The sequence below is a fragment of the Aliidiomarina indica genome, from assembly GCF_015354615.1.
Taxonomy (GTDB): Bacteria; Pseudomonadota; Gammaproteobacteria; order Enterobacterales; family Alteromonadaceae; genus Aliidiomarina; species Aliidiomarina indica.
In genome coordinates this window covers 60,084-84,479 of the sequence record NZ_JACAVQ010000002.1, presented here as the reverse complement: position 1 = coordinate 84,479, position 24,396 = coordinate 60,084, and the positions used below count along the sequence as shown (strand labels likewise).

At 49.6% G+C, this 24,396-nt stretch carries 27 protein-coding genes; 14 read left to right on the top strand and 13 right to left on the bottom strand.

Annotation, left to right across the window (positions count from 1 at the left end):
• On the top strand, positions 1 to 888 hold the full coding sequence (locus HXZ99_RS04765; RefSeq protein ID WP_194756144.1) for a cytochrome c oxidase subunit 3: 888 nt from the start codon (positions 1 to 3) through the stop codon (positions 886 to 888).
• A gap of 18 nt (positions 889 to 906) precedes the next feature.
• Here HXZ99_RS04765 and HXZ99_RS04760 read toward each other — a convergent pair whose 3' ends face one another.
• The gene (locus tag HXZ99_RS04760; RefSeq protein WP_194756143.1) at positions 907 to 1,125 is read right to left on the bottom strand and encodes a DUF2909 domain-containing protein; all 219 of its coding nucleotides are present in this window, start codon (positions 1,123 to 1,125) and stop codon (positions 907 to 909) included.
• A gap of 21 nt (positions 1,126 to 1,146) precedes the next feature.
• Here HXZ99_RS04760 and HXZ99_RS04755 point away from each other — a divergent pair, with 21 nt between their 5' ends.
• The 5 genes from HXZ99_RS04755 to HXZ99_RS04735 are packed head-to-tail and all read left to right on the top strand — an operon-like array spanning position 1,147 to position 5,069.
• Positions 1,147 to 1,899 (top strand): SURF1 family protein, encoded by a 753-nt coding sequence (locus HXZ99_RS04755; RefSeq protein WP_194756142.1) that lies wholly within the window; start codon positions 1,147 to 1,149, stop codon positions 1,897 to 1,899.
• 2 nt (positions 1,900 to 1,901) lie between these two features.
• Complete coding sequence (locus HXZ99_RS04750) at positions 1,902 to 2,474, top strand: hypothetical protein (RefSeq protein ID WP_194756141.1); 573 nt, start codon at positions 1,902 to 1,904, stop codon at positions 2,472 to 2,474.
• Between the two features lie 10 nt (positions 2,475 to 2,484).
• Positions 2,485 to 3,495, top strand: a complete 1,011-nt coding sequence (locus tag HXZ99_RS04745) for a COX15/CtaA family protein (protein WP_194756140.1) — start codon at positions 2,485 to 2,487, stop codon at positions 3,493 to 3,495.
• Positions 3,488 to 4,378, top strand: a complete 891-nt coding sequence (gene cyoE / locus HXZ99_RS04740; RefSeq protein ID WP_194756139.1) for a heme o synthase — start codon at positions 3,488 to 3,490, stop codon at positions 4,376 to 4,378. Before HXZ99_RS04745 ends, cyoE begins: the two co-directional genes overlap by 8 nt.
• Positions 4,379 to 4,418: 40 nt before the next feature.
• Positions 4,419 to 5,069 carry an SCO family protein gene (locus tag HXZ99_RS04735; RefSeq protein WP_194756138.1) on the top strand — a complete coding sequence of 217 codons (651 nt, stop codon included), beginning with the start codon at positions 4,419 to 4,421 and terminating at the stop codon, positions 5,067 to 5,069.
• On the opposite strand, the gene HXZ99_RS04730 is transcribed toward HXZ99_RS04735, so the two are convergent.
• Positions 5,066 to 6,148, bottom strand: a complete 1,083-nt coding sequence (locus HXZ99_RS04730) for a polysaccharide deacetylase family protein (protein WP_194756137.1) — start codon at positions 6,146 to 6,148, stop codon at positions 5,066 to 5,068. The two genes, HXZ99_RS04735 and HXZ99_RS04730, sit on opposite strands and share 4 nt — an antisense overlap.
• Positions 6,149 to 6,171: 23 nt before the next feature.
• Between HXZ99_RS04730 and HXZ99_RS04725 the strand changes: the two genes are divergently transcribed.
• Entirely contained in the window at positions 6,172 to 7,503 is a 1,332-nt protein-coding gene (locus tag HXZ99_RS04725; RefSeq protein WP_194756136.1) for an MATE family efflux transporter, read from the top strand.
• Between the two features lie 60 nt (positions 7,504 to 7,563).
• On the opposite strand, the gene HXZ99_RS04720 is transcribed toward HXZ99_RS04725, so the two are convergent.
• Positions 7,564 to 8,970, bottom strand: coding sequence for a DUF4397 domain-containing protein (locus HXZ99_RS04720; RefSeq protein ID WP_194756135.1), 1,407 nt, complete (start codon positions 8,968 to 8,970; stop codon positions 7,564 to 7,566).
• Positions 8,971 to 9,061: 91 nt separating this feature from the next.
• Here HXZ99_RS04720 and HXZ99_RS04715 point away from each other — a divergent pair, with 91 nt between their 5' ends.
• The gene (locus tag HXZ99_RS04715) at positions 9,062 to 9,685 is read left to right on the top strand and encodes a hypothetical protein (protein WP_194756134.1); all 624 of its coding nucleotides are present in this window, start codon (positions 9,062 to 9,064) and stop codon (positions 9,683 to 9,685) included.
• 46 nt (positions 9,686 to 9,731) lie between these two features.
• Here the strand turns inward: HXZ99_RS04715 and nfuA are convergent, their stop codons facing one another.
• A complete protein-coding gene (gene nfuA, locus HXZ99_RS04710) occupies positions 9,732 to 10,310 on the bottom strand; it encodes a Fe-S biogenesis protein NfuA (RefSeq protein WP_194756133.1) in 579 nt (192 codons plus the stop codon).
• A gap of 181 nt (positions 10,311 to 10,491) precedes the next feature.
• Between nfuA and HXZ99_RS04705 the strand changes: the two genes are divergently transcribed.
• Complete coding sequence (locus HXZ99_RS04705; RefSeq protein ID WP_194756132.1) at positions 10,492 to 13,146, top strand: M14 family metallopeptidase; 2,655 nt, start codon at positions 10,492 to 10,494, stop codon at positions 13,144 to 13,146.
• A 41-nt stretch (positions 13,147 to 13,187) separates the two neighbouring features.
• On the opposite strand, the gene HXZ99_RS04700 is transcribed toward HXZ99_RS04705, so the two are convergent.
• Entirely contained in the window at positions 13,188 to 13,874 is a 687-nt protein-coding gene (locus HXZ99_RS04700) for a ComF family protein (protein WP_194756131.1), read from the bottom strand.
• 55 nt (positions 13,875 to 13,929) lie between these two features.
• Here HXZ99_RS04700 and bioH point away from each other — a divergent pair, with 55 nt between their 5' ends.
• Complete coding sequence (bioH, locus tag HXZ99_RS04695) at positions 13,930 to 14,739, top strand: pimeloyl-ACP methyl ester esterase BioH (protein ID WP_194756130.1); 810 nt, start codon at positions 13,930 to 13,932, stop codon at positions 14,737 to 14,739.
• Here bioH and mutM read toward each other — a convergent pair.
• Complete coding sequence (gene mutM / locus HXZ99_RS04690; protein WP_194756129.1) at positions 14,736 to 15,545, bottom strand: bifunctional DNA-formamidopyrimidine glycosylase/DNA-(apurinic or apyrimidinic site) lyase; 810 nt, start codon at positions 15,543 to 15,545, stop codon at positions 14,736 to 14,738. The two genes, bioH and mutM, sit on opposite strands and share 4 nt — an antisense overlap.
• A 95-nt stretch (positions 15,546 to 15,640) precedes the next feature.
• Between mutM and HXZ99_RS04685 the strand changes: the two genes are divergently transcribed.
• Complete coding sequence (locus tag HXZ99_RS04685; protein ID WP_331458471.1) at positions 15,641 to 16,348, top strand: 2OG-Fe(II) oxygenase; 708 nt, start codon at positions 15,641 to 15,643, stop codon at positions 16,346 to 16,348.
• Here the strand turns inward: HXZ99_RS04685 and HXZ99_RS04680 are convergent.
• From HXZ99_RS04680 to radC, 5 genes are all read right to left on the bottom strand, one after another.
• Positions 16,345 to 17,595, bottom strand: a complete 1,251-nt coding sequence (locus HXZ99_RS04680) for a DUF418 domain-containing protein (protein ID WP_194756127.1) — start codon at positions 17,593 to 17,595, stop codon at positions 16,345 to 16,347. The genes HXZ99_RS04685 and HXZ99_RS04680 overlap by 4 nt on opposite strands.
• Positions 17,596 to 17,683: 88 nt before the next feature.
• Entirely contained in the window at positions 17,684 to 18,901 is a 1,218-nt protein-coding gene (locus tag HXZ99_RS04675) for a methyltransferase (RefSeq protein ID WP_194756126.1), read from the bottom strand.
• A gap of 118 nt (positions 18,902 to 19,019) precedes the next feature.
• Positions 19,020 to 19,175, bottom strand: coding sequence for a 50S ribosomal protein L33 (gene rpmG, locus HXZ99_RS04670; RefSeq protein ID WP_007420939.1), 156 nt, complete (start codon positions 19,173 to 19,175; stop codon positions 19,020 to 19,022).
• Positions 19,176 to 19,203: 28 nt separating this feature from the next.
• Entirely contained in the window at positions 19,204 to 19,440 is a 237-nt protein-coding gene (gene rpmB, locus HXZ99_RS04665) for a 50S ribosomal protein L28 (protein ID WP_143235969.1), read from the bottom strand.
• 148 nt (positions 19,441 to 19,588) lie between these two features.
• Positions 19,589 to 20,275 (bottom strand): RadC family protein, encoded by a 687-nt coding sequence (gene radC / locus HXZ99_RS04660; protein ID WP_194756125.1) that lies wholly within the window; start codon positions 20,273 to 20,275, stop codon positions 19,589 to 19,591.
• A 99-nt stretch (positions 20,276 to 20,374) separates the two neighbouring features.
• On the opposite strand from radC, the gene coaBC reads away from it, so the two are divergent.
• The 3 genes from coaBC to slmA are packed head-to-tail and all read left to right on the top strand — an operon-like array spanning position 20,375 to position 22,764.
• Positions 20,375 to 21,619: a bifunctional phosphopantothenoylcysteine decarboxylase/phosphopantothenate--cysteine ligase CoaBC gene (coaBC, locus tag HXZ99_RS04655; protein ID WP_194756346.1), complete on the top strand. Its 1,245-nt coding sequence runs from the start codon at positions 20,375 to 20,377 to the stop codon at positions 21,617 to 21,619.
• 33 nt (positions 21,620 to 21,652) lie between these two features.
• Positions 21,653 to 22,111: a dUTP diphosphatase gene (gene dut, locus HXZ99_RS04650; protein WP_194756124.1), complete on the top strand. Its 459-nt coding sequence runs from the start codon at positions 21,653 to 21,655 to the stop codon at positions 22,109 to 22,111.
• A 59-nt stretch (positions 22,112 to 22,170) separates the two neighbouring features.
• On the top strand, positions 22,171 to 22,764 hold the full coding sequence (gene slmA / locus HXZ99_RS04645; RefSeq protein ID WP_194756123.1) for a nucleoid occlusion factor SlmA: 594 nt from the start codon (positions 22,171 to 22,173) through the stop codon (positions 22,762 to 22,764).
• A 63-nt stretch (positions 22,765 to 22,827) separates the two neighbouring features.
• Here the strand turns inward: slmA and gpsA are convergent, their stop codons facing one another.
• Positions 22,828 to 23,841, bottom strand: coding sequence for an NAD(P)H-dependent glycerol-3-phosphate dehydrogenase (gene gpsA / locus HXZ99_RS04640; RefSeq protein ID WP_194756122.1), 1,014 nt, complete (start codon positions 23,839 to 23,841; stop codon positions 22,828 to 22,830).
• Positions 23,842 to 23,855: 14 nt separating this feature from the next.
• Positions 23,856 to 24,368 carry a protein-export chaperone SecB gene (secB, locus tag HXZ99_RS04635; RefSeq protein ID WP_194756121.1) on the bottom strand — a complete coding sequence of 171 codons (513 nt, stop codon included), beginning with the start codon at positions 24,366 to 24,368 and terminating at the stop codon, positions 23,856 to 23,858.
• Positions 24,369 to 24,396 lie beyond the last annotated feature (28 nt).

Sequence of the window (24,396 nt, the reverse complement as noted above, 5' to 3'; positions counted from 1 at the left end):
ATGAGCACAGAAAAAAATAATCCACAAAAGTATTATGTGCCCGACCAGAGCATCTGGCCATTAGTTGGCTCAGTGGCTTTAGGTTTAATCGCCTTTGGTGCTGGCCACTTTACGATTGAATACTCGAATCAGGAAGCAGGTTTCGGCCATTGGGTACTGCTCGCCGGTTTAGTTGTTTTATGTATTATGCTCGTCGGCTGGTTTGGCGATCAGATTCGTGAATCACGGGCTGGCTTGTATAACGCACAATTGGGCCGTTCGTACCGCCAAGGTATGCTTTGGTTCATTTTTTCCGAAGTCATGTTCTTCCTCGCGTTCTTCGGCGCTCTCTTCTATGCCCGTATGATTGCGGTGCCATGGTTGGGTGGAGCCGGTAACAACGAGATGACGAATCAGATTCTTTGGGACGGTTTCCAAGCCATTTGGCCACTCACAACTACGCCAGATGGTACAGAAACACAAGCCATGGGCTGGTTCGGCTTACCACTCATTAACACCATTATTCTTGTTATTTCTTCAGTCACGTTGCACTTCGCGCATGTGGGCCTTGAAGAAGGTAAGCGTAAAAAGTTAATGAATTGGTTATTCGTCACTATTGCGCTAGGTTTAATCTTCCTTGGCTTGCAAATGTACGAATATGTGCACGCCTATCGTGACCTTGGTTTGACACTGCAATCGGGTATTTACGGCAACACCTTCTTCTTGCTTACCGGTTTCCACGGATTGCACGTTACCTTAGGTGCAATTTTGCTGATTGTGATGTTTTTCCGATGCAAGGCGGGTCACTTTAACAAAGACGACCAGTTTGCCTTTGAAGCCTCGGCTTGGTACTGGCACTTTGTTGATGTGGTTTGGATTTGCTTGTTCGTATTCGTTTACATTATGTAAGAAAACAAGCGCCCCTGCTTAGTAGGGGCGCTGATTTATTGTGGTGACATCAAAGGCTAATGCCAAGATCACCAGAATTAGAACAACTGCCGAAAAGAGTACTCGGCGACCGATAAAATGAGACATCGGTGGCGCATTTGGATCTTTCTTCAACGCACTAAATAGCCCCCGAAACAGGTTGACGATGATGTATAGCAGTAATGCAACCAATATAATTTTTAGAATGACATTTAACACCGTGGGTCCTCTGAAGTTGTGATGACAATCCTTCGTGTTGGTTCGTTTTCATTTCGCCTCCATCCTGGAGCGCTCCTTGTTACTTTGCTTGCGATTGCAATCATGGTCAAGTTAGGTTTTTGGCAAATTGATCGTGGCCAAGAAAAACAGATGATTATCGACCGTCATGCCGAGGCCGAACAACTCCAACAGCCCAACGCCGAACAGCTTCGTGCATTGGCGGATGCGCCGGACACACGAATTGCCGTAACGGCTACGTTTGATCAGGGCCGCTACTTCTTGATTGATAACCAAATTTTACATGGCCGCGCCGGATATCATGTGATGGCCCTCGCTCAGGCGCCAGAATTTTCGCCTGTGTTGTTGCCCGTGAATTTAGGCTGGGTTCCTGCGGGTATTAACCGCAGCGAACTTCCCGACGTTGAGCTCCCGGAAGGGAAGGTAGAGCTCAATGGTCGCGTTCGAGTGCCTTCAGAGCGTCCGTTTATGCTGCAAGAACAAACTTTTGCAGCGCCAGACTCTTGGCCGATACGAATTCAGTTTCCGGAAATTGATAAATTAAATAGTGCACTGGATTTAAATCTTGCCCCTATTATCTTGCTACTTGATGAAGAGAACCCCTTAGGTTTTCCCCGCGAGTGGCCTGTTGTCGTCATGACGCCGCATCGACATTATGCTTACGCCGTTCAGTGGTTTGGCTTAGCGATTGCTGCGCTCGTGGTGTTTTTCGTCGCCAGCCGTATTCGAGCTAAAGCGAAGTCGTACGAGGAGTAACCATGAACTCACCCGATGTAAAAAAACTAAAACAACGAAATCGCCGGGTTTTACTCACTATTGCGTTGGTGTTTGTATTGCCACTGCTCATCGCTAAATTGGTACTCTCCTTCGGATGGTACGAATCTGGCGTCTCCCAGAAAGGTCATCTGGTGGATCCACCGATTGAGTTAGCCGCGAGCGACAATGAGCAACTTCCAAACACCTGGCGCATTGCTTATCGAATGCCTGCAGAGTGTACCCAAGCGTGTGAGAATGCGCTTTATGTTAGCGGCCAGATCTTTCACGCCTTAGGTCGCCAGCAGAACCGTGTCAGTGCCGTCGCTATTCGCGACGAACAGAGCGCGGCCAGCCTGCCTGCGCTGCCTGAAGATAACACGGTAACCCTACATACCTTACCCCACACCTCCGAGCTATTGGCTGAGCTTCCAGAGCACAGCTTGATGATTATCGATCCCGTGGGCAAGGTGGTGATGTGGTACCCCGGTTCTGACGATCGTTCAGAGGTGGTCATGCGCGGTCGCGATCTGCTCTCTGATTTACAAAAACTATTGAAGTTATCGCGGGTCGGATGAGGTGTTTTCGATGAAAAAGTTAACTGCATTCTCGTTAGGATTGGTTCTCGTTGTTATTATTTTAGGTGCGTATACGCGATTAACGGATGCCGGACTTGGATGTCCTGACTGGCCAGGTTGTTACGGCTTTTTGAAAGTACCTCACACAGAATACCGCATGGCTAAAGCGGAATTGCGCTTTCCAGAAGCCCCGCTCGATCACTTTAAAGCGTGGAATGAAATGATTCACCGCTACGCCGCCGGTATTTTGGGGATACTCGTGTTGGTCATGGCCATTATTGCGGTGCGTCGTCGGCGCGCGGGCGTAATGAACAAGCCTTACAAGCTAGCGGTCGGTGTGCTTGCTCTGATTATATTTCAAGCGGCTTTGGGTATGTGGACGGTTACCATGGCACTGCAACCCACCATTGTGATGCTGCATTTATTGGGCGGCTTTAGCACCTTCACCTTACTCACACTGCTGTACCTGCGAGAGGCGGAGGTACCCATTCCTGTTGAGGAGTCCCTTCTGCCGTTGCAGAAGCTTGCCGCCGTTGCGCTTGTGGTGGTTATCATTCAAATCGCCCTCGGCGGTTGGGTTGCAGCAAACTACGCAGCACTGGCTTGTACCGCGCTGCCTATTTGTGAAGGCAACTGGTGGAGCCGCATGGATATTCTCGGGGCCTTTAGTGTCCCTGAGGCAGACAACTATGAATTCGGTGTGCATAACTACGAAGAGCGCATGACCATGCATGTATTCCACCGGATCGGGGCGTTCGTGGTTCTCGGTGTTATGGCTGGCTTGCTGTGGAGTATGTGGCAAAAAGCCAGTAGCGCTTGGTTCAGGCGCCTCACAGTCCTGCTAACTGTGTTACTGGTGGTGCAAGTTGCTTTGGGCGTAACCAATGTCGTCGCTAGCCTGCCACTCCTTGTCGCCGTCGCTCACAATGCTGTGGGTGCGTTATTGATGGTGACTCTTGTCGTCTTAAACTATAGTCTGTACAAAATTGCACAATCAAAAAAGGAGGTGAGCCATGTCTGAACAAATCGCGCTTACCCAGCGCGCCAGTTGGCGCGAATATCTGGAATTAACCAAACCACGGGTAGTGGCACTGCTACTTCTCACGGCACTTGTCGGTATGGCATTAGCCACTGATACCTGGGTGGCGTGGGATATATTAATTCCAGCCTTAACAGGAATTGGCCTTATGGCGGGTTCTGCCGCCGCGTTAAATCATTTAGTCGATCGTCATATCGACGCACGCATGGCACGCACCTTACGCCGCCCTTTGCCAACCGGCGCTCTGTCACCGCGAAAGGTGCTCACGTTCGCCGCAATTATTGGAAGCATTGGTTTCCTCATTTTAGATCTGTTCGTTAATCGTATTACCGCGGTACTCACGCTGGCCAGCTTGGTCGGATATGCGGTGATTTATACCATGTATTTAAAGCGCGCAACGCCACAGAATATCGTGATTGGTGGGCTTGCTGGGGCAGCCCCGCCGCTTTTAGGCTGGACCGCTGTAACCGGCGAGATCCACGCCTATCCGCTATTGTTGGTGATGATTGTGTTCACATGGACGCCGCCTCATTTCTGGGCCCTCGCTGTACATCGTGCCAAGGATTATGCTCGCGCAGAAATTCCGATGTTACCGGTCACGCACGGCATTGATTTCACCAAAACCTGTATCCTGCTTTATACGGTATTGTTGGGTGTCGTGTGCATTCTGCCCTATTTGGTGGGGATGAGCGGATTGCTCTATCTAATCGGTGTCAGTGTACTGAACATTATTTTCTTGGCCTACGCATGGAAACTCAAAGTAAACCCAGGCAAGTTTACCGCCTGGAATATGTTTAAGTTCTCTATTTGGCACTTGATGATTTTGTTTATTTTGCTGCTTGCAGATCACTACAGCGGCTTTTGAGCGCACTGAAAATGACACATGGAAAAGGTAATCTGTCGTTATGAAGAAGTTTTTAATGCTGCTCGGTTTACTGGTGGTCGCGGTTCTCGGTAGTTTTACCTATATCAGTCTCACCGAAGTACGCGAACCAACGCTTGCGTCTGCACGCATCTATGATGCCCCGCGCTCAATTGAGCCGTTTCGTCTTGAGGGTACGGCCGGTCAGGATGTCGGCCTTGCTGATTTAACTGGGCAGTGGACATTGCTTTTCACCGGCTATACTTTCTGCCCAGATATTTGCCCCACCACAATGGCGCATTTAAAGAGCCGCTGGGATGACTTAGCCGAAGCCACTAATTTCCCAGTGCAAGTCTGGATGATTAGTGTTGATCCCCAGCGCGATGATATTGACCGTTTATCGATGTATGTGGACTTTTTCGGTGAGGGTTTTCTTGGTGTGCGTGCAGAACACGTGGATTTATATCCCTTTGTGCGTAACATCGGTTTAATGTATTCCATTCCCGATGAAAACGAGAGTAACTATCTCGTGAATCACAGCTCAGCCATTATCTTAGTGAACCCTGCTGGGCAGCAGCAAGCCATCTTCCGCCCCCAGCATGAGCTTGGTGAAATGCCAACGGTGAATCCACAATTACTTGTTCAAGATTTTCGTGACATTGTACGCTACCTTGAGCAGCTCAATACCTTCTAGTCGGGCCAGCTGCCTTCTGCATCCGGGCGAATCCATTGAATAGAATACCAGTAGAATCGACCCGGCTTACTGATACTTGGCGCGGTACAATTGTACCGTTGACGGCCAATACCAATCGCTTCTGACGCTTGCACTCGCAAGCGATTATCCGCAATCCATTCCGGTGGATGCGGCTGACTGCGGATAAAGCAATTGAATTGATGGCGATGAAAATCGTCGGTATCTACCACTAACTCCAACACCGGTTTCGTGTCGTCATGATTCAGCAACGTGTCACTATAGTGCGCTTCCAACACAGGTAAATTGAGCGCGGCCATCTTAGTGCCTAAGGTGCGTAAGTTTGCATACATGCCGGCCGCCGCAAACCGCGGAATAGCTCTGAAATCGCTGTAGGCCCCGAAACCGCCTGAGTGCTGACCAAAGCCGATAAAGCCTAACTCTTCAACTAAGTTAGCAAGCTTATTGTCATATTCACCGTATGGGTACGCAAACAACTTGTAACTCACACCCACTTCTTCTTTAATTTTTTGTTCTGCTGATAAAATGTTGTCGCGCATCCGCTGCAGCCAGGCCCGCTCCGATTCCCCGTGATGGCGTCTAGGTAAATGAGCATGGTCAGTCGAGTGATTCGCAATCACAACGCCCTCTTCATGCAACTGACGGATTTGATCCCAACTCATATATTGCCCAGGCCGATTTCCAATCGGGTCGGTGGTAACAAACAACGTCCATGGCACATCGAACTCGTTTAGAATCGGGCGTCCGTTCGTAAAAATATTTTGATAGGCATCATCGAAGGTGATCACCGCCGACTTCTCAGGAATGTCTTTCTCACCGCGTGCCGCCGCAATCGCATCGCGAATATCAATCACAGTGAAATCATTGTCTTTTAGATACTGTAAATGTTCCCGCAGCTCAGCCTCTGTCACGCTGGTTACGCGTGGTGTACTGTCGCTCACATGGTGATAAAGTAGGATTGATATGTGGGCATCTGAACGTGCATGACTTTCAGGCGGCAGCAAAACAAAAGCAATGCTCACCACAAGAGCCAAGACAACGACCAAGAATCCTTTTTTCATATGTTCCTCCGGAGACAAATAGCATGACCCTCAGTGCGTGGCGACGCTTTTGGATGGCCGATCACCGGCGCGTATTTGCAATCGCCCTTCCGATGATGATTTCCAATATTGCTGCGCCCATGTTGGGTCTTATTGATACCGCTATCATAGGTCATTTGCCAGAGGCTATCTACTTGAGTTCAGTGGCCGTCGGAGCCATGGCGATTAATTTCGTCTATCTGATGGCGATTTTTCTACGTATGTCGACCACCGGGGTAGTGGCCAATGCCTTTGGCGCAAATGACATCGCTCAGCAGCAACGCCACTGGAATCATGGTTTACTTTTCGCACTTATTTTGGGCATCGTTATTATTGCAGCCACCCCGCTGCTACTCATGGTGCTTTGGAGCTTAGTCGACCTTGAACTTCCCGTAAAATCCTTGACCGCTCAATATATCGACATCCGTATTTGGGGTGCGCCAGCGGCGCTGATTAACTTGGTCGTTCTCGGGGTTTTGCTTGGGCGCCAGCAAGCACGATCAGCTATGTTTCTCGTTATCTTTATCAATCTTGTCAATGTAATTGGCGATGTCATTCTTATTATTGGCTTAAACCTCCATGTCGTTGGCGCCGCTTACGCGTCACTTATTGCGGAGTGGTCCACCGCACTGCTTGGGTTTTTCTTAGTCAATCGGAGCTTGGGTTTAACCTTTGCTCGATGGCCTCGCGCGCTTTGGTCAGAAACCATGGCCTTGGCACGCATGAATAGCGACATTTTTGTACGTTCGCTCTGTCTCCAACTATGTATCGCCATGATGACAGGCTACGCCACATATTATGGCGCCATCACCGTTGCAGCCAATGCCGTCTTAATGCAGTTTCTGGTGTTGATTGCCCTTGGCTTAGACGGCATTGCCTATGCTGTTGAAGCATTAATCGGACAAGCAAAAGGACAAAAGAACCCGCAACGGATTCGGCATTGGTTTCGCGTTAGTCTGTTTTGGTCATTTGTCTTCGCGCTCATCTACAGTCTTATTTTTCTCTGGTTTGGGTCTTCAATTATTCGATTAATCACCAATATTCCTGAGGTGATTCATACCGCTGAAATCTATCTACCCTGGCTAATTATTCTGCCAATGGTTGCCCACTGGAGCTATTTTTATGATGGTGTATTTATTGGTTTATCGGCCAGTAAAGCGATGCGCAACACCATGCTCTTTTCAACCTTGTTTGTATTTTTCCCAGTGTGGTGGCTCTCGCTTTCGTTGGAAAACCATGGGTTATGGTTGGCTTTAGTCTGTTTTATGGCAGGTCGTGGGATGAGCCAGTTTATCTGGCTTCGCTGGAACAGCGTATCCGTGTTTCAACGTGAATAAAAAAACCGCCCCGATTGGGGCGGTTAGAGAGGTCAAATACTGCATAGACCCAGGGGGAGTTTATTCGTCGCTTACGAAATCATCCATAAGAATCAGTTGTGGCGGTAGCCCACCGTCTGCGGCATCAACTGCAATGGCGGTATAAAGTCCACCACCCATGAGGTCCAACATCACCGGACCAATCGCTGCATCTTTGGTACCAGCCAGTGTTACCGTTACGTAGTACTCACCTGGCGCTAAAGAAACATTACCCGTGGCTTGAATCTCAGCAGCATCGAAATCAACACCGGCAAATGCTGGATCCGCGTCAGTGATGTCATCCGTGGCGGTTACGTAAATATCCACAGGGCCGGCCGCCGGTGAAGCATGTACAATTCGCACAATCGCTTCTGTAGTTACGCGGCGATTAAAATCACGGATCACTGCCGGAGCAATTGTTCCTTCACCCAGTTCGCCTACGGCGAGGATGGAATACTGCCACGCGTTCATCAGCTCAACATCTGCATCAATTACGGTGGTTTCCGTACCTGCTGCATTTACTTTAATATTGTATTCATCTGCGGCGAGGTTGACGTAACCAGTAAACTCTGGGAACGCAAGTTCCGAAATGGCCACTGCATCATTTACCAAAATGTCCACCGCAGGCGCGTCTGCCACGGCGTGAACCACGCGAATATCTGCACCAGTATCTACGGAATAAAGCACCGCTGAGCCTTCTCCGTCAGCCACTAATAAGGCAATCGGACGCTCATCCGCGTTTGCTGCAACATTTGGCGTTGCGGTAAGGAATAAATCCGCACCGGCAGGAAGGCTTACTTCGCCGGAGTCAAACAAGAGCGCGTCTACATCGCCAGCAACGGTAATACGTACCTGATAAAAACCAGCTGGAACTTCAACTTGTGGCGTATGCTCTTGATAAGCGAGCGTTGCAGCAGGTTGCTCAGCAGACAAGTCAGCATTCACTTCCGTTAAGTAGACGTCCACAGCTACATCAATCGGCACACCATGCAATACTTGAATGCGCGCGTTTCCGCCGCTGACATCAGAAATTTCATTGGCTACGATAAATGGCTCAAGCGTTTCATCGTCAACACGACCTAACGCAAACACGTCGTAGCGCATATCCGCCTCAAGATCGAGTGACAATGGGCCGATAACTGTAGCAGTGTCACCACCTGGAAGTATCGCATCGACGCCGATGTCGTATGTCCCTTCTTCAACACTGGCGAGGCCAGATGACACTTGATAATCGACGTTATCCAAAAAGATATCGCCGTTCACGGTAATATTAACCGCGGGGGCATCTGCAGAAGCATGATGCACACGGATTTCAAAATTGCCCGGATCCGCTGGTGGCGGTGATGGTGGGTTTGGAGTCCCTACATCTGACCCGGAGGAACTGCTACCACAGGCCGCAAGAGCGACAGCTAACGCTGAAGCACTTAGCACTTTAGTGAAATTGTTCATGGGTTTATCCTCACTATTTGGTTGTTAGCAAGAATAAGGTACGCAGCTAGAATAAAATTAGGATCACAATATTTTCAGTTGGAGAGAATTTATGCTCAAAGCAGTCTTGTTTTTTGTCGGGGGCGTGATTCTAATCTTTTTGATCTTAGGCATCATTGCCCAGCAGCATTTCTCCATGAAATTTCCGAGCTTCAGTCACTCAGATGGTTCTGTACGCAGCGAACAAACGACGCCGCGCTCGAGTGAAACACCTGATGTCGACGAACTACCGCAGGAAATAGTGGTTGCCAGCGGCGAGGTATTCGAAGCGACAGAAGTTTCCCAAGACCTGGACCAAGCCGCCGTGGAAACGGAGGTGGATGAAAGTACCGAAAAAGAGCTGTCATTGCATGAAATCATTCAAATGAATGTTCAGCTACTGGCCAAAATAGAATCGGCGGCAGCCTTTCAACATCACCGTCTCGTTACTTTCGCGATTCATGATTTTGGCGACACCACCATACATTCGCTGGTTTGTTCTGGAACACGGTGTAGTGGTCTATTTCGAACAAATACTCTCGAGCATGCTCAACGTTTAGGCGATTGGATCACGAATAAACCTAATTCGCTAGCGTTTGTTAAAGAAGGATCACAGCGGGTTTTTGTGGAAGACGGCGTGCACTTTATTCATGTAGTACTTCAAACGGATCCCACGAAGGGTTTTCCCAAGGAATAAAAAAAGCCCGCTTATTCAAGCGGGCTTAAGTGATACAGGTCATCACCTAGTAATATGAATGCTCACCACGTTGGTGTTCAGTAATGTCACGCACTCCTGAAAGCTCTTGTGGAAATAAATCCAAAAGCTGCTTTTCAATCCCATCTTTTAAGGTCACATCGACCATGGAGCAGCCATTACACCCCCCACCGAACTGCAAAATAGCCACGCCATCGGTCGTAATCTCAGAAATCATCACCTGTCCGCCATGGCTGGCCAACTGCGGGTTAATTTGATTCTGAATCACATAATCAACGCGCTCAATGAGAGGCGCATCATCGTCTACTTTTTTGGCTTTGGCATTTGGCGCTTTCAACGTGAGCTGTGAACCGAGCTCCTGCTGAACGAAATCAATTTCGGCGGCCTCAAGGAAGGGCGCGCTCTCTTCATCCACCACTGCATCGAAACCGGTAAAGGGTAAACGAATATCGTTATCTTCAACAGAATCAGGCGGACAATATGACACACCGCACTCGGCATTGGGTCGGCCTGGATTTACCACAAACACACGTATGCTGGTCCCTTCATCTTGATTGCTCAATAACTCACGAAAATGAGCTTGTGCCGATTCGGAAATACTAATCATGACCTTAAACCTTACCTCTGTGTTTTCAATCGCGTGCATGTTTCAACATCGATTCGGGTATACCCGACTAAATTACTAGGGTTTATTCTATCGCATCAGGAGCGCATTGCATAGTAACCCACTTGGTTGTTTTTATACCTTCTGCTAGGGTGTTCGCGATGTATAACAGGGGAATAGCATAATGATTGCACGTTTATTACACCGTTTTTTAAGGCAAACTACCGGCGCCTTGGTCGCCTTGCTCGCAGCGCTCGGGTTTGCAGCACACGCCAGTGACATTGAGTTAAGTTACTATTTACCAGACCATGTCAGCTATGACGAATCCATTCCTAAGCCTGCCGATTTCCTTGGCTTTGAAGTGGGAGAGTGGCATGTTCGCCCAGAGCAGGTGCAGCGCTACCTCGAAGTTTTAGCGGACGCTTCTGATCGCATGACGCTCAAAGTTACCGGTTATTCCCACGAGAGACGCCCTCTCCTTGTACTTAAAATTAGCGCGCCGGAAAACCAAGGCCGTTTAGAGGAAATGCGTCAACAACACATGGCGGTTTCTGATCCTAGCCAAAATGTGACTGCAACCGAAGCACCACTTGTGGTCTATTTAGGTTACAGCGTGCATGGTGATGAACCTTCGGGCGTGAATGCATCGCTGATTACCGCGTACTATTTAGCCGCGGCACAGGGTGATGAAATTGATGCATGGCTAGATAACACCGTTATCCTGCTCGACCCCATGTACAACCCAGACGGTATCGCCCGATTCGCAAATTGGGTGAATCAGTACAAATCCATGACACCCAATAACGATCGCCAGCACCGTGAACACCAGCAAGACTGGTTGCGTGGGCGTCAAAATCATTACTGGTTTGATCTAAACCGTGATTGGTTACTTCTGCAGCACCCAGAATCGGAAGCACGCATCGATACTTATCAACGCTGGCTGCCGAATGTGCTCACGGATCACCATGAGATGGGTACAGATTCAACCTACTTCTTCCAGCCAGGTATTCCGAGTCGCAAGAACCCGCTTACACCTGATGAGAACGTAAAACTCACAGAGAAAATAGCAACGTTTCATGCCGACGCATTGGATGAGATTCATAGCCTGTATTACACCGAAGAGTCCTTCGACGACTTCTATTACGGTAAGGGCTCAAGTTATCCCGATGCCCAGGGCACCATAGCTATCTTGTTTGAGCAAGCATCGTCACGCGGTCATTTACAAGAATCGATTAACGGTGATGTGTCATTCCCATTCACCATTAAAAATCAGTTTGTGACGTCACTTTCAACCATTCGCGGTGCAGTGGCTCATCGTGATGAACTGCTTGATTTCCAGCAGCGATTCTTCAAAGAAAATATGACGCTGGCAGCCCGCGAGAGTTTCGACGGTTACATGTTGAAAGAAGCCGATGAAGGACGCATGCACGAACTCTTACGCATCTTAAATACCCACAACATTAAGGCGTACCCCGTCAGCGAAGAGTTCTCGGTGAATAACGTGACCTATCGTCCCGGCGAAGCTTATTGGGTACCCATTCGTCAACGCAATTACCGCTTGCTTAAAGGTGCATTCACCACCCGTCAGGATTTCCCCGACAACACATTCTATGATGTTTCTGCATGGACCCTGCCCATGGCATTCAACGTTGAATTCAGCGAGCTTCGCCAGAACCGTCGGTTCCGTATCAGCAACGAAGCCTGGTCAGCGCCAAAGGCGTTCTCTGAAAACCAGTTGGGTGATACCCGTGTCGGCTATGCATTTAGTTGGGAACCGCACTTTGCGCCTCGTGTATTAACCCATCTGTTGCGCAATAATGTGCATGCCCGACTCGCTGCTGACGACATGACCATTACGACACCTAATGGCGAACAGCGCTTCCCGCGCGGTACTGTGCTCGTGACCCGCGCCTATCAAGACCGTCCTTGGAATGAAGTGCAGTCACTTCTGAAGGAATTGGCCGACGCCAACCGGGTACCTGTTCATACTATCGTTAGCGGATTAACCCCGAGCGTAGGCATGGACATCGGAAGCCGCAGTATCGACCCGGCAACCCTTCCCAATGTCTTATTGGTGATTGGTTTTGGTACCCATCTTCAAGAAGCTGGGGAAGCCTGGTATTACCTTGATCGGGATCTAAACTTACCGGTGACCATGATTGAAACCCAACGCTTAGATTCTGCCGATATTGATCGCTATACCCATATTATTTTGGTGGATGGGCACTATCGCACCTTGAGCGATCGATTCCGTGGTCGCTTGCAACAGTGGGTTCGTTCAGGCGGTGTCTTGATTGGACAAAAAGGTGGTGCGCGCTGGATGACTGAGAATAACCTGTTGTCTGCATCCGTGGTAAGCCAAGATACATTCCGCGAGAAATTCCCAAGTGAAGGCCTAAGTTATGGCGATCGCAGTGATTTCTTCGCGCAACAACGTATTGCAGGCGCTATCTTCAATACCCGTCTCGACTTAAGTCATCCTCTTACCGTTGGCTTTCCGCGCGCGGAGCTGCCTATTTTCAAAAATAGCACCATGGCGTTTGAAGCCAATGAAGCACCTTTTGTGGATGTCGCACGCTATGTGGAAAATCCAGTACTCGCTGGGCTTACCTCCACAGGTAACCGCGAGGTATTAGGCGGTAAGTCGAACGTCGTCGCACACCGTTTAGGCTCAGGGCGTGTGATTGGATTCTCCGATAACGTAAATTTCCGCGGCTACTTCTGGGGTACGACCAAACTTATGGCAAACGCCTTGTATTGGTCCCAGTATGCACTAGGTACGGGTGCCGAAGAAGCAGACGAAGCTATGGCGGATGAGGAACACGAACACGCTCACTAATCCGAGCTCCTTGCCTTACGATAACCCCGTCATTGACGGGGTTATTTTTTTCCTACCGCAGGTGTGTAGGCCAGCGCCCAACCATCAATGAGCAACGGGCTTTCACACGTGAGAGCCAATGCCGCGGCGTCCATGGTCGCCCCTGACGTTATAATATCATCGACCAGCGCCACTCGTTGCACCGACAGCGATTGCGTTAGATAAAAGGCCCGCTCTAGATTCAATGATCGCTCCAGCGCATGCAATCCCGTGCTCGCCCGCGTATAACGCCGGCGCAGCGGAAACAGTACGGGAATATCTAACAATCTACCCACTTCCTGAGCCAGCAGCTCCGCTTGGTTATAGCCGCGCTGAAACCAGCGCATAGTGCTCAGGGGGATAGGCACAATCGCCTCCGGCAAGTAGATACCCTGTGCTTGATATGTGGTAATCACTTGCGCCGCAAGCAACTGTGCGAAGGTGTTGGCAAGGCTGGGCTGATGTCCGTATTTATAAGCTTGAAACCAACGATCAACTGGGGCTTCATAAGATAACGCCGCAATCCACATGCGGCATGGGGAATGAAATTCCGCCTCCTGACGATAAGGCTGACAGCTGCGCGGCGGTAGGCGAGGAAGATCGTGCATACATATATGGCATAAACCTTGATGAAGCTCACGATATTGCTGGCAGAGCCAACACGCACCTACTTTGCGCAACGCCCGCCAACCCGTTATGATGCGCCCCATAGTTGCTCCCGAAAGTTATTCGTTCTATTACCCTAGCCTATAGGTAAAGCAAGCCGTGACTGAATCAAGCGAATTAAGCCTTAACCTACATAACCCACAACACAGGGGGCGGAATTTGGTGCTGCTGCATGGGTGGGGACTCAATCAAAGTATATGGACGCCTATTCTGGATCATCTTACTGCCCATTATCGCGTGTGGACATTAGATTTACCTGGGTTTGGTGAATCTGGCTGGGCCGCAACGGATGCTGATTTTTCGCAAGCGTGTGCGCGTGTTGCCGACAGGTTGCAGGGCGAAATTACCGAACCTTATGTACTTGCTGGCTGGTCCATGGGCGGATTAATAGCGACTCAAATCGCATTACAACAGCCACAGCGTATTCACTCGCTTGTGACCATTGCCAGTTCTCCTTACTTCCTGCAGTCGGAAAACTGGCCGGGGATTAAAGCGTCAGTGCTCGAAGAGTTTCAACGGCAATTAAGTACAGACCTGCACAAAACTATTGAGCGCTTTTTAGCCGTGCAAGCCTTAGGTAGCCCGCAGGCTCGTGCTGAAATTAAGACCATGCGGTCGCTATTAGCAAGCAAGCCTGCACCTCACGCAGAAGCGTTGAAAGCGGGGCTAGAGTGGTTAGCTAGGGTCGACCTGCGCCAACAACTACAACACTTGCAAGTGCCCAGTATACGCTTGTATGGCCGGCGCGATTCTTTGGTTCCTGCTCAGGTTGCCGATCACCTCCAGGCGACCTTAAAAAATAGCGCTGATCGCAGCCACATTTTCACAGACAGTGCGCACGCGCCATTTATGACAGAGCCTGATAACTTCGCAGCTCAGATAATTGCCGCTGACTCACCGACGCGTTAACGTTGGCAGTGCGCACAAAAAAACGTATTCCGTTGGCCAATGCGTTGCTGCAGTAAAGGGCGCTCACACACAACACAGGGCTGTCCCGCACGCCCATAAACGGAAAGTTCAAGACTAAAATAGCCTGGTTTGCCATCGGCCTGAGTGAAGTCTTTGAGGGTTGTACCGCCTTGGGTAATGGCTCGCGCAAGCACCGTTTTAATATGTTCGCTGAGGCGTGCATAACGCGCCTTACTAATGCGCCCTGCTGCTCGTCTCGGGTCGATACCGCTGGCAAACAGCGCTTCGTTCGCATAAATATTGCCAACACCAACCACCACATGATTATCCATAATAAAGCTCTTTACCGGTGCTGAGCGCCCTCGGCTTAGGGTGAACAAATGTTCAGCGGTAAACGCCTCGGTGAGAGGCTCTGGCCCTAAGTTCGCTAACAACGTATGCTCTTCATCATGAGGTTGCCAAAGCACAGCACCGAAACGGCGGGCATCATTCAGCCGCAAGCTTTTCCCTGTTTCCAACTCCAGCTCAAAATGATCATGCTTTAGGCGAGGCGTTTCGGTGGGTACCACACACAGCTTGCCCGACATCCCTAAATGCAGAATTAAACTGCCGTGGGTACTATCGAGGAGTAGATATTTTGCGCGACGTCGGACCCGGTGAATAGGCTCACCTTGCAACAAGTAAACCGCATCAGGAATAGGCCAGCGCATACGCGGCTGCCACACGCGCACTGTGCGCACGCGCTGATGCTCTAGATGAGGACGGATCCCTAACCGACTCACTTCTACTTCAGGTAATTCGGGCATTATGTATCCATTTGATTAAGTTAGTATTTTTTGTATACCCTGAAACAGGATAGATGACTATATTATGCACCTCGTTATCCTTTGGAGCTAGCTTTGTGAATCATGTAACGCCCGTCATTGCACAAGCAGACGACCCATCATTAGCCCGAGAGTTTCTCGCGGCGACCGATGGCCGTTTAACTTGTGATCCTGCGGCTTTTGATTTTAGCGATTTAGCACACAAAGGTTACTTGATTATTCCGTCGTTTCTACCGCAGCATGAAGCCACATCCCTGTACGATTATGCACGCCAACTGGGTGAACCGGATTGGAATTCCGCCGGAATTGGACGAGAACAGCTGCATACGTTAAACACGCGTGTTCGCAGTGATCAAATTCGCTGGTTACACGCGGATCATCCCATAGAGCGTGCCTATCTGGATACAATGGATGCATTGCGTATCCATTTAAACCGTACTTTGTTTATGGGGTTGTTCGACTATGAATGCCACCTCGCGCGATATCAGGCCGGTACCTTTTACAAAAAGCATCTGGACGCATTTAAAGGCCGTTCCAATCGAGTGCTTACTACGGTGTATTACCTAAATCCTGAATGGGAAGCGCGGGATGGCGGTGCATTGGTGATGTACAAGGAGAACGGTGACGTTCTTGAAACCGTTCTTCCCCAGCAAAACACCATGGTGATTTTTCTAAGCGATATGTTCGTGCATGAGGTCAAGGTCGCCCACAAAGAGCGCTTTAGTATGACGGGATGGTTCCGCCATAACACCACAAACGCTCATCGCGTCGACCCGCCCGCTTAAATTTTAAATGGCTGACGGCGCCCATAGGTTAAGCTACGCCATACCCATTCCATCGGGCCATATTGATAGCGTTGCAGCCACCATTGGCTAGCAAAGAGCTGGCCGACATACAGCAAAATGGCCATTCCAGTTGCCGCGGCACGCCCTATTTCTCCATAAAGCCCTAAGCCGTATCCGTAAAATATCAGGGTAAACACGATGGAGTGGAGGAGATAATTGGTTAAGGCCATGCGTCCTGCCGGCGCGAAAATTTGCACCCAGCGTTTGCCATAATGCATCAGCAAAACAAACGTACTGAGGTAGGCAAAGCACAAAGCAATGTTTGCGAGAGTCTGTAAGGCTAAGCCAAGAGCACCTTGGTACGTGGGGACGGTTATGTCCATGTCCACGGAGAGATATGCAAAGGCCAATGCTGCCGGAATACCAAGTCCGTAACCCCACACCGCAAAACGTTTAAAGTAGCGAATATTACCAGCAATATCTTGGAACAGTCCTGCCCGAGCGCAGGCAGCACCGAATAGAAATAGCGCCAATATAGAGGGAATAAAGAAAACAAAGCCAGCGCCTAAATACAGCTGACCCATCTCATAGATACGCCATTGCACCACTTCCCAGTAGCTTCCCTGAGCATAAATAAAGTCGCCCCGCATGATGTCATTGAGCAGCGCGGCATGTTGCTCGTCGAAGGCGATGGCCGTCCCTTCCGGATCATATTGCATGGCCATGGAAATGCCCAAAGCGCCCAGGGCGAACAACACCAGTGGAAAAATGATTAATGCTAAACCCCATTTCCACAAACGTGACACCGATGTGTTGTGAAATAGCAGCATTAAAAAGAGTCCGACAAACGCATACGACAGCAGAATGTCACCCGCCCAAATCAGAAAGGCGTGAACCGCGCCAATCACTGCCAAAATGGCCAGACGCCGGAAAAATAGCCAGCGTGGCTTATCCACTTTTGCTTTCGCCCGATCTAAGAAAATAACAAAGCCGATTCCAAAGAGTAGTGAAAACAGCGTATAGAATTTGCCTTGGATAAAGACATAAACAAACAAACCGACCACATAATCAATTCCGGTTTGCGACTGGTCCAAACCCATCATGATTGCTTGCATCGGTCGCTGAAAGTACTCGATGTTCATCATCAAAATGCCGAACAAGGCAAAGCCACGCAGAATATCAAGTACATGCATGCGCTCTGTCGTTTGCACGGGTGTTGCCGTTGAAAGGGTATTCGTAGCGTTCATTATTATTATCTCGATCAGTGGCTTGTAATTTTTGTAGTATAAACCGAGTCGTGCAGATCGCCAGATTCGCTAAATAATATAGATTGGATCACGATAGATAGTGCGCGTGAATCATCATGTTACGGGGCGTGACTTGATAGTCGCAGAACAACTCCACCTGTACTTTGTAACCAGCTTCATGCAGATAAAGCGCACGATCTAAGACTAACCAGGTTTCGAGAACGCGACGAAATACATGCCGAATAAGTTCGATGCGTCTCACCTGAACCGATAACTTATGTCCTTGTGCTAAATAGGGCTGCCATTGCTCGGTGTCAGCGATAGTTAGCCCGTGCTGTTGCGCAGCCCATTGCGCAAAGGTTGCGAAATCCCCCTGAAATAGCGACTTCGGTGCAGACGGCAATGGCCGATAAAGATGGTCCTTGGTGTGGACCTGTCGCCAACTGTCATAACTTAACCGCCACGATAACTCTTGCTGCCGTAATCGAGCAATGCGATCGCCACCGGTTACCATGCCTTGCACGGAAAACTTAAGTGCCTCACGAGATAAGCCTAAATCGTTCGCACGGCCCACATGCGACATGGGGCGGTACTGCCCTTCTCCATGCAAATGATAGCAACAGGGGGCGATATGGACGGCCTGAATAGCATGGGCAACTGATTCCGTCATCAAGGTTGTATGCAAACCGCCACAGGCGTGCAATGCAACAGCTCTATCGTTCATTGAAAAGGGAATCGTCGCAGACTCTGACAGCACGTTCGCTCGCAGGAAACGCTGTGATAGGGAAAACTTTTGCGCGGCAGCTAAACCCTGTTCACATAAGCGCGCTTCAATCTCTACGCTGGTTACGCAAGAATTACGGGTAAATGCCAAAAACCGGCCTAAGTAGCCTTTACCGGCGCACCACTCAAGCACATTCTCGTGTTGAGGCGAATGCGTTGCATGTGTCGGTAGCGTCGCTACAAACGCTTGAATTTGTGTGAGCTTACGTCCGCCAATACCTGTGTGCAGCCAAAACGGCACTTCGGGCCGCGTTTGCGTTCGTAATTCTGGCACCGGCAGCATCTTCACCTCAGGGAAAAGCACAACCATCTGCTGATATAACGCGGTTGCATCACGTTCAAAATGCTCGATGTCTGTTTCCGTCAGCTGTGCCATGGCATGGGCTACTTTGGGCTCACTCCAACCGCTATCGAACTGGGCAAAGGGCAAGAAGTCCCAGTATTCGCGATACTGAGAGAGAACCCGCGTATAGGCGAGAAATGTGGATTCTAATGAATCGGAAGTAAATGCAGCTTTTGACACCTAAACGCGAGCCTATGACACAGTGCTGATCAAATGCATGGAGAACCCATGACAGATACAAAAAACCCGCAACTTTCCAGTTGCGGGCTTTTTCGATATTCACTCGTGGAGAATCAAATTATTTGATTTTCGCTTCTTTGAACATCACGTGCTTGCGAACCACTGGATCAAATTTTTTGATTTCAAATTTTTCCGGCATGTTGCGCTTGTTTTTATCTGTGGTGTAGAAGAATCCAGTACCAGCAGAAGAAACCAGACGAATTTTATCACGCATCGTATTATTCCTTTCGTTCTAGCCGGAATTAAACCCGGACGCCTTTAGCACGCAGATCAGCAAGAACTGAATCGATACCTTTCTTATCGATGATCCGCATACCTTTCGTAGAGATGCGCAATTTAACAAAACGCTTCTCGCTCTCCACCCAAAAACGGTGGCTTTGCAGGTTTGGCAGGAAACGACGGCGGGTCGCATTGTTCGCGTGTGAGCGGTTATTACCAACCACTGGCCGCTTTCCTGTTACTTGACATACTCGTGACATGTTCGTTACTCCGAAATTGCTTTGCAAGCTCGCCTAATCGCCCTGATGGCCTTGCCCTATAAATCGAGGGCGCAATTTATACTAAAAATCGCCGGTAAAAACAAGCTTTACCGCGCATTTTTTGTGCATTTGCCCATGAATTTTTTGATTACAGCCACCCGCGCTCTTTGAAAGAGACCGTTTCCCCTGCCCCTATCACAAAATGATCAAGCAAGTTTACATCTATCGTTTGAAGCGCTGCGCCAATGCGATCGGTGACACGTTGATCTGCATCACTTGGCTCTGCTACACCGGAGGGGTGATTATGCGCGAGAATCACTGCGGCAGCGTTGTAACGCATGACCAACTTGATGATTTCACGCGGATACACCGGCGCTGCATTAATGGTGCCGTAAAACAGCTCGCAATAATGCAGCAAACGGTGCTGACTGTCCAGCAATAACACCACAAATACCTCCCTTCCTTGATGGCGAAGTTGCGCCGCCAAATAGTCGCGAACCATTTCTGGGCGGGTAAAACCTTCACCTTTTCTAAGTGTGGCAGCAAGATAGCGACGAGTGAGCTCTAAAATTGCTTGAATTTGCATGCTTCGTGCTAGGCCAATGCCAGGAATATCCAATAAATGGTGTGGCTCCATAGTCATTAGCCCAGCTAGCCCTCCACTTGCCTGCAAGACATCGCGACTCCACGTCAGAACATCTTTGCCCGCGCTACCGGTACCGAATAAGACGGCGAGTAACTCGGAATCACTTAAATTGCCAGGTCCATGTGCCGCTAGACGTTCTCGCGGCCGTTCTTCTGGTGCCCATGCTTTGATTGCTCCCTTTGCTTCCATTGTAGCTCCCTGCTTCTGTGCGAAGGTGATTGAAACGTGCCAAACTGATATTTGTCGTGGTATCTTAAAAGGTAAGGACTCACTAGCATGGAAACAACTATGGCAAGCCTTACAAAGCGTAAGCTATTGCTGATTGTGACAGGCGGAATAGCCGCTTATAAAACCCCGGAACTGGTGCGCCGTTTGCGCGACGAAGGCACTGAGGTGCGCGTGGTGATGACCAATGGCGCTAAAGCCTTTATCACGCCCCTTACGTTGCAGGCGGTGTCTGGGCATCCCGTACATGACGATTTGCTTGATCCTGCAGCTGAGGCAGCGATGGGCCATATCGAGTTAGCTCGATGGGCAGATTTAATCGTGGTGGCTCCTGCTACGGCGAGTGCCATGGCACGCTTAGCCTATGGTCATGCCGACGATTTGTTTAGCACTCTGTGTTTAGCCACCGATTCTCCAATTGCTGTGGTACCAGCCATGAATCGGCTGATGTGGTCAGCACCTGCCACGCAACGAAACCTGCGACTACTCCAAGACGACGGCAAGTTGATTTGGGGGCCGGCAGAAGGCTCGCAAGCCTGTGGCGAGACCGGCGCTGGACGGATGCTTGAACCGCAGCAAATTCTTAAACACATCCAAGATTTTTTCGGCGCCACAAGTGCGTTCAATAAAGCCCCGCTGCCAGCTGCCCTGCATGGTAAACATGTTGTTATCACGGCCGGTCCAACCCGTGAAGCGATCGATCCTGTGCGTTATTTAAGTAACTACAGCTCGGGTAAAATGGGCTACGCATTAGCCACAGCAGCGCAAGCTGCAGGGGCTCAAGTTACGCTAATTTCTGGGCCTGTGAGCTTGGATACGCCTAGTGGCGTGAAGCGAGTTGATGTTGTCACCGCCGAAGATATGTTGAAGGCTACGCAAGCCGAAACCGACATGGACATCTTTATCGGCTGTGCCGCCGTGGCGGATTTCCGCCCCGTAAGTGCGGAATCACAAAAAATGAAAAAACAGCATGGCAAAGATACCTTGCAGTTATCATTGGTAAAGAACCCAGATATCCTTGCCTGGGTGGCTGAGCAATCGCCAAAGCCGTTTTGCGTTGGATTTGCAGCCGAAACACAGCGTCTTGATAATTATGCAAAAGACAAGATGGCACGGAAGAACCTAGACATGATCATCGCCAACGATGTCAGCCAAGCAGGGATTGGATTTAATAGTGATCACAATGCGGTCACTGTATTTTGGCAAGATAAGAAAAAGCATCTTGAAGCACAAAGCAAAAGCTCAATCGCGGCGGAAGTGATAGGTTATATTGCGCAGCAAACTACACCTCAGCCCGAAGAACCTTAAATTTTAACGACAATAAGAAGAACTGAACGTCCTATGAAAAAATCAATTGACGTAAAAATTCTCGACCCACGCGTAGGGAAAGAATTCCCCCTTCCTGCTTATGCGACACCCGGATCTGCCGGCTTAGACTTACGCGCCTGCTTAAACCATGCGATTACTCTTGAGCCCGGGCAGTCTGAATTAGTCGGCACTGGGTTAGCGATTCATATTGCAGACCCAGGGTTGGCCGCCACCATATTGCCTCGCTCAGGATTGGGTCATAAGCATGGGATCGTTTTAGGCAACCTTGTAGGTCTCATTGACTCAGATTATCAAGGGGAACTGAAGGTCTCTGTGTGGAATCGGGGACAAACGAGATTCACCATTGAGCCGGGTGAACGCATCGCACAATTGGTGATTGTGCCTGTGGTTCAAGTCGACTTTAATTTGGTAAGCCAATTTAGCGACTCCGACCGTGGCGATGGCGGATTTGGCTCGTCTGGACGTCACTAACATCACGATAGAGAAAGCCGGCCCACAACTGGCGTAACATAAAAATCAGGGAATACACGATGACCACAACTCGGAAATCGAATCGTCGCGAGGAAATTCTCGGGACACTTGCTCACATGCTTGAAACGAACATCGGCCAGCCCATTACGACGGCTAAGCTGGCAGCAGAAGTCGGTGTATCGGAAGCCGCGCTTTATCGCCACTTTCCGTCGAAAGCACGTATGTTTGATGATCTTATCTCGCACATCGAAGATATTTTGCTTGGCGGAGTCAACAAAGTACTAGAAAACGAAAAACAAACCATGGAGCGCGTGCGCCAAATCGTCGGCTTAGTTTTACGCTTTGCGGAACAAAGCCCGGGTATGACGCGGGTACTTACTGGCGATGCGTTGATGGGCGAGCATGAGCGCTTACGGGGTCGGGTGATCAGTTTATTTGAGCGCTTGGAAAGCCAAATCAAGCAGATTCTACGTGAGCGTCGCATGCGCGAAGGCACGCAGTTTAATAGCGACGAAGGTATGCTCGCAAATATTGTAATGGCTTATGTAGAAGGAAAATTGAGCCAATATGTTCGCTCGAGCTTCAAGAAGAAGCCGTCTGAGAACTTTGCTCAGCAGTGGATTATCCTTGAGAAACAGTTGTTAGAGTCGTAATTGTTGGCATAGATGCGTTGGTCGTTCACCTGGCGATCAACGCATGCCAATAAGATGAACGCGCTAGTGAGAGTTTTCCGATGTTTGCGCGCGCGACAGTAAATCTTGCGCCACCTTTTTCGGTTCTTTGTTTTCATAAAGAACCTTGTACAGCTCTTCTGAAATCGGCATTTCGACGCCAAAGCGTTTAGCCAAAGCAACCACTTCCCGCGTATTGCGATACCCTTCCACGGCTTGTCCAATTTCCTGCATGGCTTGGTCAACGGTTTTGCCTTGCCCAATTGCTAATCCGAAGCGTCGGTTCCGAGATTGATTGTCGGTACAAGTCAGAATTAAATCACCGAGGCCCGCCATACCGGTAAAGGTTTCAGGCTTGCCACCTAACGCCAGACCCAACCGAGTCATCTCCGCAAGTCCACGGGTAATTAAAGCGGTGCGTGTATTGGCACCAAATCCAAGCCCGTCGGCCATCCCTGCACCAATCGCAATCACGTTTTTCACGGCGCCACCGAGCTGCATTCCTACAAAATCGTCATTCAGATAAACCCGAAATGAGCGGTCACAATGGAGCGCTTTCGATAACACGCTTACAAACTCAGGTTTGTTTGCCGCCACTGCGATAGCTGTCGGCATTCCTTTGGCCATTTCACCGGCAAAGGTTGGCCCAGATAAAACGGCTAAGGCCCGTTGTTCGCCCAATACCTCAGTCGCCACTTCCGAAAGAAGCCGTCCGGTTTCTGGCTCTAGCCCCTTGGTTGCCCATGCCACACCGGCAGAGGCACGAAGGTGCGGAGCGAGTTGCTCTAACACTTCAGCAAATCCGTAACTTGGCACAACGACTAGGATGATGTCGGATGCTTGCACCGCTTTTTCAAGCGAGCCTTCAACTTCGAGTAGGTCTGGGAAAGGACAGTCAGGCAAATAACGACTGTTTTCGCGGGTTTGTTGCATTTGCTCAACTTGCTCTTGATCACGCGCCCACAGAATAGTGCGCTGACCTTTTCGAGCGATACAGAGAGCAAGGGCGGTGCCATACGACCCCGCCCCAAGCACTGTTACTGAATTTAAATCAGTCACAGAGGTAGACTCACTTACGCGTCAGCTTTTGGCTGTTGCTCGCCTGCAGCTGCTTGTTGCTGTTGCATATGCTGTGCGAATACCGCATCAAAATTGATTGGTGCTAAGTTCAGCTGCGGGAAAGTTCCCTTGCTTACTAAGCTTGCCACTGCTTCCCGTGCGTATGGGAACAAAATTGTAGGGCAGAATGCACCAATTGTGTGCGCTTTTGCTTGCTCTGCCACTTCTTCAGCGATGGTGAAAATACCCGCTTGTGCTACTTCACACAAAAACGCCACATCTTCGCCTACCGTGTTCTTCACGGTCAGAGTTAACACCACTTCGTGAACGTTATCTTCAAGCTTGGTATTGCTTACGTTCATATCAACACTCAACTCAGGCTTCCACTCTTTGCGGAACATGGCTGGGCTGTTCGGCGCTTCAAAAGAAACGTCTTTTATATAAATGCGTTGAATTTGGAATTGCGCTTTTTGCTGTTCGTTCTGGGCAGCGCCGTTTGCTTGTGCGTTTTGCTGTTCATCAGCCATAGTACATTCCTGCTTTTATCTAACTAAA